Raw genomic sequence first — 13,320 nt, 5'->3', positions numbered from 1 at the left:
ACGGCGGGCGCCGTACGCCCTACCAATTGCGGTTCAGCCAGGAGCGGGCCGGCTTTTCGATGATGTAGTAGCTGCACAGCGCGCAAGCGAACGCCGCCGCAAGCATCAACCACGGCGAACTGCCTTTTATGTCGACGAATTGATAAAAGGGCTGCTGCCAAAGATAGAGCGAATACGACCACAGCCCCAGCATCGTCATCGGCAGGGACGATAGAAACCCGGTCAGATACCGGCTGCCGAAGTCGAGCGAATTGACGGCGAGTGCCAGCAGCGGCACCGCGACCAGATAGTGGATGGGGGTTGGCACGGCAGCCATGAAAAGGAGCACAGCCACTACTGAGGCCGCCAGGGCGACATGTGGCCCCTTGAACAGCGCCGGCAGCCTGTCGTCGGCCTTGAGCAGGCATATCACCGCCGACAGCAGGATCGAGGCGATGTGCACGTCGGTGCGCCAATAGGTGCCCTCGTAGGCTATTGCGAGCACCCAGTAGGAGATGGCGCCGTTTGCCATGGCCAGCACCGACAATACGCCGAGCAACATGATGACCCGGAATCGCCCCGAGACGACGACGCTGATCAGCGCCAGGATGATATAGGCGTGCTCTTCGACGCAGAGCGACCAGATATGGTCGAGCGCGCCGGCGCGGGTGACGAGAATTCCGGCATAGTTGTAGGTGAACGTCAGCGCCGTCAGCGCCGCCTTCCACTTGAAGGCGATGAATGTGCCGGACAAGGCAACCATCGCGGCGACGACAAAAATCAGCAGTGCCGGGTAGATGCGGGAGAACCGGCGCTTGAAGAATTTCTTCAGCGGATAGTATTCGACAAACAGGATCTCGGCCATCAGCCGGCCGCTGAGCACGAAGAAGAATTCGACGCCCAGGACGCCGAGATTGATGCCGGGAACGGGGAAGAAATGGCCGATCAGCACCAGCGCGATCGACAGGCCGCGCCAGCCGTCGAGATAGGCAAGCCTGGTTCTTGCCGAGCTATCGGCCACAGGCCTGGACACGACAAGACGCGTCGCGGAGATGTCCGTCATGCCGGTCCCTTCATTGAACCTGCGAAAGGCGGGCGGAAGGCCGCATTCCTCCAGCTATATTGCAGCGCACCAGAGCTTTGTGCAAGTGCGAGATAACGACACGCCCGAAGTACAGGACGGACCGAAAAGGGGCTCTCACGTCCGTTACTCGAAACCAACGGTCGACAGTCTCAGGCGTTGGCGGCAGGCGCTGCGCGCCATGGCCAGCCTAACGGCAAATGGTACATCTCCATCTTGGCCGGCAGAGCAAAATGTACCGGCGATTTCCGCGGCACCGTGCGGCAGGCCTGCTCTTCCGCCATCCAATGCCTTGCCCGTTTGCCCAAATCGGCCGAATGTGCCGCGGACAGATCCACTGAACAGAGACAGTGCATGACCGGCTTCGTCCTTCCCCTGCCCGCAACCTCGTCGGTGGCCGTGGCCGGCTCGCCGGAGCGTTTTGCGGTGCGCCGGATCTTCTGCGTCGGCCGCAACTACGCCGCTCATGCCCGCGAGCTCGGCAATGACGAGCGCGACCCACCCTTCTTCTTCACCAAGCCAGGCGACGCAGTGGTCGATGCGGCGGTCGGTTCGGGCACGATTATCCCCTACCCGCCGCTGACCCAAAACCTGCATCACGAAATCGAGCTGGTCGTCGCGATCGGCGGAGCCGGCTTCCGCATCCGGCGCGAGCGCGCGCTGGACCATGTCTGGGGCTACGGCGTCGGCGTCGACCTGACTCGCCGCGACCTTCAGGACGAGGCAAAAAAGGCGGCAAGGCCGTGGGACTGGTCGAAAGCCTTCGACCGTTCAGCGCCCTGCGGCCCGCTGGTTCCGGCGCAAAAATCCGGTCATCCCGACAAGGGCCGCATCTGGCTCGCGGTCGACGGCGAGATCAGGCAGGACGGCGACCTCGCCGAACTGATCTGGCCGGTTCCCGACATCGTCTCGATTTGCAGCGAGGCGCTAGAGCTTAAGCCCGGCGACCTGATCTTCACCGGAACACCGGCTGGCGTCGGCGCCGTCGGGCCGGGCGAAAAGATCACCGGTGGCGTCGACGGCATCGGCGAAATCGAACTGACCATCGGCCAACCGATCCGATGAGCGACATCGTCCTCCATAACTACTACCGCTCCTCGACCTCTTACCGGGTGCGGATCGCGCTGGAGATGAAGGGCCTGTCCTACGACTACGTGCCGCATCATTTGCGCCACGGCGAGCATCTCGAACCCGCCTACCTCGCGGTCAATCCGCAAGGGCTGGTGCCGGCACTGGTCCTAGACGACGGCAGGCTACTGACGCAATCGCTGGCGATCATCGAATATCTCGACGAGACCACGCCTGAGCCACCGCTGCTGCCCACGGATGCGCCTGGCCGCGCCCGCGTCAGGATGCTGGCGCAGATGATCGCCTGCGACATCCATCCGGTGAACAATCTGCGCGTGCTGACCTCGCTGCGCACACTGTTCGGCGCCGGCGACCAGGATGTCGTCAACTGGTTCCGGCACTGGGTCAACGAAGGCTTCCAGCCGCTTGAAAAGATTCTGGCTTCCTCGCCCGAGACCAAGACATTCTGCCATGGCGACACGCCGGGGCTGGCCGACATCTGCCTGGTCGCACAGGTCACCAGCAATGCCCGCTTCGGCGTCGACATGACGCCCTACCCGACGATCTCGCGCATCAATGCCGCCTGCACGGCGCTGCCGGCGTTCCAGAAGGCCGCGCCTGAGAACCAGATCGATGCCGAATAGACCGCAAATCGCAGAAGTCATGAGGAACAGCCGATGAAAGCCGTCGTCTTCGAAAAATTCGGCGAGGCGCCGACGATCCAGACCGTGCCGGATCCGACGCCGGCGCCGGAAGGCGTCGTCATCAAGGTTGAGGCCACCGGCCTCTGCCGCAGCGACTGGCATGGCTGGATGGGGCACGACGACGGTATCCGCCTGCCGCATGTGCCTGGCCACGAGCTTGCCGGCGTCGTGGCCGCGGTGGGCAACCAGGTGACCCGCTGGAAGGGCGGCGAGCGCGTCACTGTGCCGTTTGCCGTCGGCTGCGGCCGCTGCTTCGAATGCACGTCGGGCAACCACCAGGTCTGCGAACATCAGTTCCAGCCCGGCTTCAGCGCCTGGGGTTCGTTCGCCGAATATGTCGCCATCGACCATGCCGACACCAATCTCGTACGCTTCCCCGACGAGATGGAATTCGCCACCGCCGCTAGCCTCGGCTGCCGCTTCGTCACCTCGTTCCGCGCCATCGTCGATCAGGGCCGGGTGACGCCCGGCGAATGGGTTGCCGTGCATGGCTGCGGCGGCGTCGGCCTGTCGGCGATCATGATCGCCAGCGCCATGGGCGCCAATGTCGTCGCCATCGACCTCACGGACGAGAAGCTGGACTTTGCCAAAAAGATCGGCGCGGTGGCGACGATCAACGCGGCAAAGACGCCGAACGTGGTCAAGGCGGTCAAGCAGATCACCAATGGCGGCGCGCATATGTCGATGGACGCGCTCGGCCACCCCACAACCTCTTTCAACTCGATCGCGAACCTGCGCCGTCGCGGCCGCCACGTGCAGGTCGGCCTGATGCTCGGCGACCATGCCAGGCCGCAGATACCGATGGACAAGGTGATCGCATTCGAGCTCGAAATCCGCGGCAGCCACGGCATGCAGGCGTTTCGCTACCAGGCGATGATGGAGATGATCCGTACCGGCAAGCTGAAACCCGAACTGCTGGTCGGCAAGAAGATCAGCCTCGAAGAGGCGCCGGCCGCATTGATGGCGATGGGCGGCTTCGAAGGCATAGGCATCGGCGTGGTGACCAGATTCTAGATCACGCCCTGAGTTTGGATCAGCGAAACGACGCGCAGACCTCCCGCACGCAGGCTCGCAGCCAGCGTTGTGCCGGATCGGCATCAAGTCGCGGATGCCACAGCATCGAAATGGTAACCTCCTCGATATCGACCGGCAACGGGAAGCTGTACATGCCCGTGCGCGCGCCCAGCGTGTGCCGTTCGGGGACGCTGGCGATCAGATCGGAGGCGCGCGCCATGGCGAGCGTGGCCGAGAAGCTGGAAACCATGCACACGATCGTCCGCTGGAGACCGAGCAGTTTCAAGGCCTCGTCCATCGGGCCCTTTTCGCGGCCACGCCGCGAAACGCTGATGTGGCGGCCGGCCGCATAGCGTTCCGGCGTCATTGGGCCCTCGCCCAGGCTGTGACCCGTTCGCACCGCACCGATGAAGCGGTCGCGAAACAGCGCCTGAATGCGCATTTCAGGGTTCGTTTCACTGGCAACCCCGATTTCGAGGTCAACCGCCGCGTCACGCAACGACATGTCGTTCTTGTCGGATTTCGGCGCAAAACGCAGCCGCACGCCAGGTGCATCCGCTTCGACACGGGTCAGAAGACGCGGTGCGAACTCCTCGACGAAACTTTCGTTGGCGCGCAGCGTGAAGACCTTGTCGAGAGCAGGGAGGTCGAGGAGCTTGGCCGGGCGCAGCAGCGCTTCCGCATCCTGAACGACGCGGCCTACCTGTTGCTGCAATTCGAGCGCGCGCGGCGTCGCAACCAGGCCACGGCCGGCCCGGACCAACAATGGGTCGCCTGTCGCCTGGCGCAACCGCGCCAACGTCCGGCTCATCGCCGAGGGACTGAGGCGCAGCCGCCCGGCCGCGCGCGCCACACTGCCCTCGCTCAGCAGCACATCGAGGGCGACAAGCAGATTGAGATCGGGTGACGACATGGAAGGACCGTAGCACAGCTCGGCCGCGATGTGGCGTTTCATGCACGAATAAGATGCAAATACTGCGCCTTACGCCACATCATGCGAGGGAATAGCGTCCGACAGCTCCGATTGGGGGCTGCCGGCAAAGGAGTTCACCTTGGCATCGACCGCTGAAAAGACCTGGGACGAAGTTGCCCCGGTGAGCGCACGCTCGACCCGATGGGCATTGGCAAGCCTGTCGCTTTCAACGCTGCTGTCGTCGCTCGCCACCAGCATCGCCAGCGTCGGGCTGCCATCGCTGATGCAGGCATTCGGCGCATCGTTCCAGCTCGTGCAATGGGTCGTCCTGGCCTATCTGCTCGCCATTACTACCTTGATCGTCAGCGTCGGGCGGCTCGCCGACTTATTCGGCCGCCGACCGCTGTTGCTCGGCGGCATTGCCCTGTTCACGTTCGCATCGGTGCTTTGCGGGCTCGCGCCGACGCTCTGGCTGCTGATTGCCGCTCGGGCGGCACAGGGGCTCGGCGCGGCCATTATGATGGCTCTGACGCTGGCCTTTGTCGCCGACACGGTTCCCCGGGATAAAACCGGCAGCGCCATGGGCCTGCTCGGCGCCATGTCGGCGATCGGCACCACGCTTGGCCCCTCCCTTGGCGGACAGTTGATCGCCGGCCTCGGCTGGCGCGCGATCTTCCTCATCAATCTGCCATTGGGGATGCTGGCCTTTGCGCTTGCCTGGCGCTTCCTGCCGGCCGGAAAAAAGACGCCAGGTCGGCGCGGTTTCGACGGGATCGGCACGGCTTTGCTCGCGCTGACGCTAGCCGCCTATGCGCTCGCCATGACCCTTGGGCGTGGCAGTTTTGGTTCTCTCAATGTCGGCTTGCTGATTGCCGCAACCGTGGCTGGCCTGCTGTTTGTCATTGCGCAGACAAGGGTCCAGAACCCTTTGATTCAACCTGCGAGGTTCCGCGACCAGGCGTTGAACGCAAGCCTCGCCATGAACCTGATCGTCGCCACGGTGATGATGGCGACGCTGGTGGTCGCACCATTCTATCTGTCGCGCGCGCTTGGGCTAGACGCGGCCATGGTCGGGCTGGTTCTGTCGACCGGCCCTCTGATTACCGCATTGGCGGCGCTGCCGGCCGGACGCCTGGTCGATCGTTTCGGGGCGAACCGGATGATGATCGTCGGCCTGTTCGATCTCGCTATTGGCACCTTTGCTCTGTCGCGGGCGGAATTCGGTATTGCCGGCTATGTCTTGCCAATCATCATCGTCTGCACCGGCTACAGCCTGTTTCAGACCTCCAACAATTCGGCCGTGATGACGGGCGTCGCATCCGACCAGCGTGGCGTCGTCTCCGGCCTGCTCAATCTGTCGCGCAATCTCGGCCTGATCACCGGTGCGTCGGTGATGGGCGCGGTGTTCGCCTTCGCATCGGCTGGGGAAGGCACTGGCTTGGCAGTGTTGGCACCTGCGGCAGCGGCACGAGGGATGCAGGTCACTTTCCAGGTGGCGACGGGCCTGGTGCTGATGGCGCTGATCCTTGCGGTATTTTCAGCCCGCGCCACTGCCGGGCGAACTGATATCGTTGCCAAGCATCCTTGAGGATTCCACCCGGTTCGCATGCAACTCCGGCAGCCGGCGCATCTATCTCGCATATCTCTTGGCACCGACGACGCAAAGCACGACGGCGGCGGTGACGACGATCATGGCGGGACTGACCTGCTCATGCAGCAGCGCTGCTGCCAGCCCAAGGCCGAAGAAGGGCTGCAGCAGTTGCAACTGCCCGACGGCGGCGATGCCGCCTTGCGCCAGGCCGCGATACCAGAACACGAAACCAATCAGCATGCTGAACAGCGAAACATAGGCCAGACCAATCCAGGCGCCCCTGCCGGCACTTTCGAGCGACGGCGGCAAAGTGATGAACGTCAGCGCCAGCATGAGGGGCAGCGACAGCACCAGCGCCCACGAAATCACCTGCCAACCGCCGAGTTTGCGCGACAGCGCCGCTCCTTCGGCATAGCCCAATCCACACACGATGATGGCGGCCAGCATCAAGATATCGCCGAGCGGCGAGACCGACAGGCCTTGCGTGACTGCAAAACCGGCGACAAGGGCGCTACCGAGGCACGAGAACAGCCAGAACGCCGGCTTCGGGCGATCGCCGCCTCGAACCACGCCGAAGATCGCGGTCGCCAACGGCAACAGGCCGACGAAAATGATGGAGTGAGCCGACGTGATGTGCTTGAGCGCCAGCGCCGTCAGCAGGGGAAAGCCGACCACGACGCCAAGCGCCACGATCGCCAGCGGGAACAGATCTCGCCGCTCCGGACGCTTCTGGCGAAAAACGAGCAGCAGCGCCAGGCCGAGGATGCCCGCCGAAGCCGCACGGGCGACCGTTACGAACACCGGATCGAAATCCATCACCGCCACGCGCGTCGCCGGAAGCGAACCGCTGAAGATCAGCACGCCTATGAACCCGTTGACCCAGCCACTCGCCGCCCAACCACTCGCCGCCCAACCACTCGCCGCCCAACTACTCGCCACCTTGTCCATCGATGCCCCGCTGATTTCGCCCTCTATCGGGCCGGGCGTCTGGCTCCGCCAGAGACAATCAGGTACAGTTTGACAAAACCGTCATGGTAGGGCGAGCAGTACGGATGGATGAGCAGACGACAACAGATGAGGGCAGCCGGACGCTTGTCGAAAGCGTCATGGCGACGATCAGGCACAGGATCGCCGCGCGCAGCCTCACACCGGGAATGCGGCTGCCTTCGATCCGGGCGTTCGCCAAGGCCATGCAGGTTTCCAAATCCACCGTGGTCGAAGCCTATGAGCGTCTTGCGGCGGAAGGCATGATCCGCTCGCGGCCGGGCTCGGGCTTCTATGCCGCCGGACCGCTGGCTCCGTTGTCGCTGGCCGAGATCGGCCCCAGGCTTGACCGTGCTGTCGACCCGCTCTGGGTCTCGCGCCAATCGCTGGAAGCCGGCGACGGCGTCCTGAAACCGGGTTGCGGCTGGTTGCCGGCGTCATGGATGCCCGAGGCCGGATTGCGTCGCGCGCTGCGGACGATGGCCCGCGCGGACGACGCAGCGCTGACCGATTACGGCACGCCGCTCGGCTTGCCGGCGCTACGCCATCTGCTGGCGCGGCGCATGGCCGAGCACGGTATCGAAGCCTCCCCGGACCAGATCATGCTGGCGGAATCGGGCACTCAGGCGATCGACCTGCTGTGCCGGTTCCTGCTCGAACCGGGTGACACGGTGTTGGTCGACGATCCCTGCTACTTCAACTTCCATGCCCTGTTGCGCGCCCATCGGGCCAAGGTGATCAGCGTCCCCTACACGCGCTCGGGTCCGGACATCGAACGGTTCGCGCAAGCGCTGAACGAGCACCGGCCGCGCCTCTACATCACCAATTCGGCGCTCCACAATCCGACCGGCGCGATATTGTCCCCGGTCGTTGCCCATCGGCTGCTGAAGCTCGCCGACCAGTCGGGGCTGACGATCATCGAGGACGATATCTTCGCCGATTTCGAACACACACCGGCGCCCAGGCTGGCTGCCTTCGACGGCCTCAGCCGGGTCATTCATATCGGAAGCTTTTCCAAGACGCTGTCGGCATCGGTGCGCTGCGGCTTCATCGCCGCTCCTCGCGACTGGATGGAAGGATTGACCGATCTCAAGATCGCCACGTCGTTTGGCAGCGGTCGGCTTGCATCCGAACTGGTACTGACGCTGCTGAAGGACGGCCTCTATCGCAAGCACGTCGATCTGCTGCGCGCGCGGCTCTCGCGCGCCATGGAAGAAACCGGCACCCGCCTCAGGGCGATCGGCATCGTGCCATGGATAGATCAGCCCGCCGGCATGTTTCTATGGTGCAGGCTGCCGGAGGGGATAGATGCCGCGGACGTCGCCCGCCATGCTCTGTCGGCCAATGTCGTGCTTGCGCCCGGCAATGCGTTCAGCCTGTCTCGTTCGGCCAGCCGTTACATGCGCTTCAACGTCGCCCAATCGGGAGACGACCGGGTTTTCAGGGCGCTTGAACAGGCGATGTCGCGTTGATTGCGCTGCCGCAAAACTGAGGCTGAACTCTCAGGCCCCTGCCCGCTTGCGGCGTGCATAAAGCATGACGAGCGTCTCGGCGGTCAGCGCCGGCCTCTGCTCGCCTTCGATCTCGACCGTATTGGCGGCCTTCATCAGATATTGCCCCGGACCTTTGTCTTCCATCGACAACAGCGTGGTGCGCAGCCTGATTCGCGAGCCGACCCTGACCGGCGCCACGAAGCGCACTTTGTCGAAACCGTAGTTGAACGCGGCCTGCGTGTTTTCAGGTACGATCCCCATCTCGAGCGCCAGCGCGCCGATGATCGACAGAGTCAGATAGCCATGCGCGATCGTGGTGCGGAACGGGCTTTGCCGCTTCGCCCGCTCGGGATCGACATGGATCCATTGATGATCGCCCGTGCATTCGGCAAACTGGTCGATGCGGTGCTGATCGACCAGCGTCCAGTCCGAAACGCCCAACTCCTGCCCGGCCATCGCCCTGAGTTGCTCGAAGGTCGGCGGCGTCCTCGGCCGTATCTGCGTCATTCCTGCTTTCCCGATCGCTTGCCTGTTCCGGACCACGACGGGCCGCCCCTGTCAATTCGCCAGTGCGATTCCAGCCCATAATCTTCGGCCGCGAACGCCGGTCTTCGCTGCCGGCAAGCGTGCTGCCGGGGAACAGCTTACCTCTTGTCGTCGCCGGCGCGGATCTCCTCCATCGCCTCCTTGATGCGGCTGCGCAGGATTTCAATTGATTCGGTGCCGGACGCCCTTGCCAGTTCGGCCATCTCGCCGGCATTCTTCAGCGCGGTCTCGAAGGATTTCCTGGCGAACGCCGCCTGCTTCTGCATCATTTCCTGCGGATTGCCGGGTGCTCTGTAGCTTTGTGCCATGTGGGTGATTTCGCGCAGCGTGTCCTGCAGCATCTCGCGTTGCCTTGACAACAGCGCCGACGCTCCGGCGGCGCTCGCCCGTGCCGACTTCTCCAGCGCTTCCAGGTTCCTGGCGTGGTGGGCGAGGATCGCCTCGACATCGACATTCGGCAGCTTCAGGTCGCGGCCGAATTTGCCGAACATGTCGATGAAGGACTCGGACTCCGGTCGTTTTGCCATGCTGGTTCTCTCCCTGTTGCCGCGAACGCCGCCACTGCACGGAAGATAGTGCAGCGAAGCTCAGCGGTCCATTCGGACTAGTCAGCCGACAAGAAACAGCCGTTCGGCAGTGTAGAGCACGAGGCCGGCAAGGCCACCGATGATCATGCCGTTGAAGCGGATATATTGCAGGTCCTTGCCGATGTTCATTTCGATAAGCCTTGTCAGTTGCGCGAGGTCCCAGCGCTTGACCTGGTCGGCGATGAACTTCGACACGCCGCTCTTCTGGCTTTCGACGAAGGAGGCCAGCGCCACGATGAACCCCTGGTTCATGTCGGCCCTGATCTGCGCGTCGTCGGCAAGATGGCGGCCGACCTCGACGAACATGGTGGCGAGATGGTCGCGGATCATCGAATTCGGCGCCTTGGCGTCCTGTTCGATGAACAGCCGCAGGCTGTCCCACATATCGCCGGCCAGCGCGCTGAGCTCCGGCCGGGCAAGGAAATCGCGCTTCAGCTTTTCGGCGCGCCTGGCATATTGTTTGGATGTCCTCAGCCGCTCGACGAAGGTTTCGACGAAAAGGTCGAATTCGGCTCGCATCGGGTGGTGCGGATCGGCCCGCACCTCATCGAGCAGCGAGCCGGCCGACGCAACGATCTTCTTCAACAGATAGGCGTCGGCGCGAAACAGGTTGAACAGCGACGGCAGTTCCTCGCGGATCTTCTCGCGTATCGTCGCCAGCGCCTGCTCGTCGCTCAGGAAGCGGCCGACCACCTTGGTGAACTCGTCGAACAGTTTCTGGTGGCGGCGATCGTCAGTCAGCGCCGACAGCAGCTCGGCGGCGAGCGGCGCCAGCGGCACCTTTTCGATCTGCTCCAGCACACGGCTGGTGACGAAGCCGCGCAGTCCGGATTGCTCGACCGCCGCCAGCGTCTGCGGCACCAGCCGGCCGACGAAGCGCGATAAATCGGCGGCGCGGTTCGGGTCGGCCAGCCAGTCCGCGACCAGCGCCGAAAAGTCGACCTCGGCGAGCTTTTCGCGCACCGGTTCCGGCGCCAGGAAATTCACCTCGATGAAGCGGCCGAGATTGTCGGCGATGCGATTCTGGTTTTCCGGGATGATGGCCGTATGCGGGATCGGCAGGCCAAGTGGCCGCCGAAACAGCGCCACCACCGCATACCAGTCGGCCAGCCCGCCGATCGTCGCCGCCGCGGCGAAAGCGGCGACGAAGCCCAGCCATGCATGCCGGCTCTCGAGCGATTTCGCCACCGCGAAGATCAGCACGCAAAACGCGAGTGCTGCGGCGGCGACGAACTTGGTGCGCCTGAGCGCCGAAAGCTTGGCGTCGGCATCGGCGTCGAACCGGACGGACGCGACGGATGCAAATGCCGGGGCTGGTCGTGACATGATGGGCCGCTCCTGATCGTGTATGCGAACTTATCTAGTGCCGCCTGCCCTAGAAAGCGCGCCGCTGGTTCCGGTGCGCGCAATCGTGCACGCAAACTTGACGCCGGAATTCATCTATTATGCAGCGCCAGTCTGGAATTGTTCCAAACTATAGGCCATATTGACGCCAACCACTGTTATGTGAGGACACAATGCGGCTTACCCGTCAGACCAACTACGCCATGCGCATTCTGATGTATTGCGCCGCCAACACCGAGCGGTTGAGCCGCATCCCCGAGATCGCCGCCGCCTATTCGGTATCGGAACTTTTCCTGTTCAAGATCCTGCAGCCGCTGGTCGAAAACGGCCTGATCGAAACGGTGCGCGGCAGGAATGGCGGCGTCAGGCTCGGCCGCGCGGCCGAATCAATCAGCCTGTTCGATGTCGTGCGGGTGACGGAGGAAAGCTTTGCCATGGCCGAGTGCTTCGAGAACGACGCCGCCGAATGTCCGCTGGTCGACAGCTGCGCGCTGAATTCGGCATTGCGCGAAGCGCTCAACGCCTTCTTCGCCGTGCTGTCGCGCTACACGATCGCCGATCTGGTGGCGGCGCGCCCGAATGTGCGGCACCTGCTCGGCATCGACATGCTGGTGCAAAGGGCGCCGGCCGCCTGATTTTTGGTCGCATCTCAATTGGTGAGGTCTGTTGAGATTCAGGTCAGGCCGAGCCGGAGTCGAAGACGGGCGCGAAGCGACCAAAATGGTGGGTTCCGAGAACCGGAACCGAGCGTACGTTTGGGTACGTGAGTACCGGCCTGCGCCGGCCATAGCCTTAACTGCCGCACCTCTCATGAATGCTTCGGCCGGCGAAGGCCGGAAGCGCAGGAAACCGCCATTTGCAGGCCGGCATCACCTGGATATCAACAGACCGACTGCGGCAATATGAACGGCATGTTTTTGGCCGGCAACACGCCGACCTTCAGCCGGCAATCGAAGACCTTTTCGATCAGCTCGTCGCTGAGCACCTGTTGCGGCGAACCTGTAGCGGCAAGCCTGCCGCGATGCATGACGAAAATCCGGTCGGCATACATCGCCGTCAAATTGAGGTCGTGCAGGATGGCGACCACGCCGCCGCCGCGTCTGGCGAAATCGCGGGCGATGTCCATGATGATCAGCTGGTGCTTGATATCGAGGCTGGACACCGGCTCGTCGAGGAACAGATAGCGCGGCTTGCCGTCGAGCACCGGCGCCCAGACCTGGCAGAGTACGCGGGCAAGCTGCACGCGCTGCTGTTCGCCGCCGGACAGCTCCTGGTAGAAGCGGCCGGCGAAACCGTCGAGGTCGACGCGAGCCAGCGCCCGTTCGGGCAGGCGCTGGTCCTCGCCGGACAGCGCGCCGGAGCGCCCGCCGACCAGGCCCAGCCTGACGATCTCGCGCACGGTGAACGGAAAGGACAGCGTCGTCGCCTGCGGCAGCACCGCGCGCACCGTCGCCGCCTCGACCGGCGTCATCGCCGATAGATTGCGGCCGTTGACGGTGGCCTCTCCCGAATAGCCAAGATCGCCGGACAGTGCTCTGAGGAAGGTCGTCTTGCCCGAACCGTTGGGGCCGACAATGGCCGCGACTTCGCCCGGCCGCGCCTCGAAATCGACGTTCGCGACGATGCGCTTGCCGCCAATCGCCACCGAGACATCGCGCGCTTTGATCATAGGCAAACTCTCACAAGTCGATGACGCCGCGCTTGCGCAGCAGGATCCACAGGAAGAACGGCGCACCGGCGACCGCGGTGACGATGCCGATCGGCAATTCGGCCGGCGCGACGATGGTGCGGGCGACGGCGTCGGCCAACAGCAGCAGCGCCGCACCAAGCAGCGCCGATGCCGGCAGCAGGTAACGGTTATCGGGGCCGATCAGCAGACGCAGCAGATGCGGCACGACGATGCCGACGAAACCGATGCCGCCGCTGACGGCGACCGACGCGCCGACCGCTGCCGAGACGCCGACACTCGCGGTGTATTTCAGCCGCTGCACCGCAATGCCGAGATGGCCGGCCGTG

At 63.9% G+C, this 13,320-nt stretch carries 14 protein-coding genes; 6 read left to right on the top strand and 8 right to left on the bottom strand.

Features of this window, described 5'->3' with window-relative positions:
- Window positions 1-19 precede the first annotated feature (19 nt).
- Entirely contained in the window at window positions 20-1,042 is a 1,023-nt protein-coding gene (locus NKI72_RS10820; protein ID WP_352850145.1) for an acyltransferase family protein, read from the bottom strand.
- Between the two features lie 372 nt (window positions 1,043-1,414).
- Between NKI72_RS10820 and NKI72_RS10815 the strand changes: the two genes are divergently transcribed.
- The 3 genes from NKI72_RS10815 to NKI72_RS10805 are packed head-to-tail and all read left to right on the top strand — an operon-like array spanning window position 1,415 to window position 3,846.
- Window positions 1,415-2,125: a fumarylacetoacetate hydrolase family protein gene (locus tag NKI72_RS10815; RefSeq protein ID WP_352614016.1), complete on the top strand. Its 711-nt coding sequence runs from the start codon at window positions 1,415-1,417 to the stop codon at window positions 2,123-2,125.
- A complete protein-coding gene (gene maiA, locus NKI72_RS10810; RefSeq protein WP_352500892.1) occupies window positions 2,122-2,772 on the top strand; it encodes a maleylacetoacetate isomerase in 651 nt (216 codons plus the stop codon). Before NKI72_RS10815 ends, maiA begins: the two co-directional genes overlap by 4 nt.
- Before the next feature lie 33 nt (window positions 2,773-2,805).
- Window positions 2,806-3,846, top strand: a complete 1,041-nt coding sequence (locus NKI72_RS10805) for a zinc-dependent alcohol dehydrogenase family protein (protein ID WP_352830987.1) — start codon at window positions 2,806-2,808, stop codon at window positions 3,844-3,846.
- A 19-nt stretch (window positions 3,847-3,865) separates the two neighbouring features.
- Here the strand turns inward: NKI72_RS10805 and NKI72_RS10800 are convergent, their stop codons facing one another.
- Window positions 3,866-4,759, bottom strand: a complete 894-nt coding sequence (locus tag NKI72_RS10800) for a LysR family transcriptional regulator (protein WP_352831274.1) — start codon at window positions 4,757-4,759, stop codon at window positions 3,866-3,868.
- 139 nt (window positions 4,760-4,898) lie between these two features.
- Between NKI72_RS10800 and NKI72_RS10795 the strand changes: the two genes are divergently transcribed.
- Window positions 4,899-6,347: an MFS transporter gene (locus tag NKI72_RS10795; RefSeq protein ID WP_502907740.1), complete on the top strand. Its 1,449-nt coding sequence runs from the start codon at window positions 4,899-4,901 to the stop codon at window positions 6,345-6,347.
- A gap of 42 nt (window positions 6,348-6,389) precedes the next feature.
- On the opposite strand, the gene NKI72_RS10790 is transcribed toward NKI72_RS10795, so the two are convergent.
- Window positions 6,390-7,298: a DMT family transporter gene (locus NKI72_RS10790; protein ID WP_352850144.1), complete on the bottom strand. Its 909-nt coding sequence runs from the start codon at window positions 7,296-7,298 to the stop codon at window positions 6,390-6,392.
- A 104-nt stretch (window positions 7,299-7,402) separates the two neighbouring features.
- On the opposite strand from NKI72_RS10790, the gene NKI72_RS10785 reads away from it, so the two are divergent.
- Entirely contained in the window at window positions 7,403-8,806 is a 1,404-nt protein-coding gene (locus NKI72_RS10785; protein ID WP_352830990.1) for an aminotransferase-like domain-containing protein, read from the top strand.
- A gap of 30 nt (window positions 8,807-8,836) precedes the next feature.
- On the opposite strand, the gene NKI72_RS10780 is transcribed toward NKI72_RS10785, so the two are convergent.
- The 3 genes from NKI72_RS10780 to NKI72_RS10770 all read right to left on the bottom strand — a co-directional run bounded on the left by NKI72_RS10780 (window position 8,837) and on the right by NKI72_RS10770 (window position 11,286).
- Window positions 8,837-9,334 carry a MaoC family dehydratase gene (locus tag NKI72_RS10780; RefSeq protein WP_023676428.1) on the bottom strand — a complete coding sequence of 166 codons (498 nt, stop codon included), beginning with the start codon at window positions 9,332-9,334 and terminating at the stop codon, window positions 8,837-8,839.
- 137 nt (window positions 9,335-9,471) lie between these two features.
- Window positions 9,472-9,900: a phasin family protein gene (locus NKI72_RS10775; RefSeq protein ID WP_352830992.1), complete on the bottom strand. Its 429-nt coding sequence runs from the start codon at window positions 9,898-9,900 to the stop codon at window positions 9,472-9,474.
- Between the two features lie 81 nt (window positions 9,901-9,981).
- Window positions 9,982-11,286, bottom strand: coding sequence for a DUF445 domain-containing protein (locus NKI72_RS10770; protein WP_352850142.1), 1,305 nt, complete (start codon window positions 11,284-11,286; stop codon window positions 9,982-9,984).
- A 191-nt stretch (window positions 11,287-11,477) separates the two neighbouring features.
- Between NKI72_RS10770 and rirA the strand changes: the two genes are divergently transcribed.
- Window positions 11,478-11,939 (top strand): iron-responsive transcriptional regulator RirA, encoded by a 462-nt coding sequence (gene rirA, locus NKI72_RS10765; protein WP_023676431.1) that lies wholly within the window; start codon window positions 11,478-11,480, stop codon window positions 11,937-11,939.
- Window positions 11,940-12,184: 245 nt separating this feature from the next.
- On the opposite strand, the gene NKI72_RS10760 is transcribed toward rirA, so the two are convergent.
- Together NKI72_RS10760 and NKI72_RS10755 are read right to left on the bottom strand one after the other, a co-directional pair.
- On the bottom strand, window positions 12,185-12,973 hold the full coding sequence (locus NKI72_RS10760; RefSeq protein ID WP_352830995.1) for a heme ABC transporter ATP-binding protein: 789 nt from the start codon (window positions 12,971-12,973) through the stop codon (window positions 12,185-12,187).
- A 10-nt stretch (window positions 12,974-12,983) separates the two neighbouring features.
- Window positions 12,984-13,320 (bottom strand): iron chelate uptake ABC transporter family permease subunit (locus tag NKI72_RS10755; protein WP_352850140.1); only part of this gene is annotated, 337 nt, incomplete at its 5' end.

The organism is Mesorhizobium sp. M0437 (assembly GCF_040321335.1).
GTDB lineage: Bacteria > Pseudomonadota > Alphaproteobacteria > Rhizobiales > Rhizobiaceae > Mesorhizobium.
The sequence above is the reverse complement of the archived record's forward strand: the minus strand, read 5'-3'. Positions and strand labels throughout refer to the sequence as shown.